1 protein-coding gene is annotated in these 596 nt (G+C 43.3%); it reads left to right on the top strand.

The genetic code is table 11. The annotated features are described in order from the left end of the window. Positions 1–150: 150 nt before the first annotated feature. Positions 151–459 (top strand): hypothetical protein, encoded by a 309-nt coding sequence (locus VU18_RS16435; RefSeq protein WP_123961348.1) that lies wholly within the window; start codon positions 151–153, stop codon positions 457–459. Positions 460–596: the final 137 nt, after the last annotated feature.

Genomic DNA, 596 nt, shown 5'->3' with positions numbered 1-596 from the left:
TGCGGAGGGCCGGATTCGCCGATAAAAGGGAGGGGGAATTTATGAAGCTGTCTATGAAGTTGTTCAAAAGAATTTTATCTCCTGTTTTAGCTCTGTCTGTTTTGGCGGTAGCAGTACCTACCTTCTGTTTTTGCCGCAGAGACAAACACGGTGTCACAACTCACCCCTTCTGTGGCGAAGGTCAACACAGTGTCGCCAAAGGTAGAAACACAGGGTATCAAAACTGCAGCTCTCAAGAAAGCGGTATTGACGTTAGCAGACATGCTGGAATCGCAAGCCATTAAAAAATTGCTCGACTTTGTTGAGGACTACGGCAGTAAAAAGGTAGCAGATACTATCAGGGAATATACCGATAATATTACTGATACCTTGCGGACTATAGCTTCTTGGAAAGACCTTTCTATCCAAATCATTCAAGATCAAGTTAGCGGGCGTTATATGATCTGGGAGTACCACTGAGTACAGCGAGACAGGTTGGTTGGGTCATTTCAAAATTCGTAGACTGGGTATTACTATAGTACAAGGAGGGTGCTATGAACGAGGAAAGAATCAAGGATCTTGAAGCAAAATTGAGTCTATATACATGCAACGAAAAA

Source organism: Geobacillus sp. ZGt-1, from assembly GCF_001026865.1.
Lineage (GTDB): Bacteria > Bacillota > Bacilli > Bacillales > Anoxybacillaceae > Geobacillus > Geobacillus thermoleovorans.
Note: the sequence above shows the minus strand (reverse complement) of the source record. Positions and strands in the feature narration are given on the sequence as shown.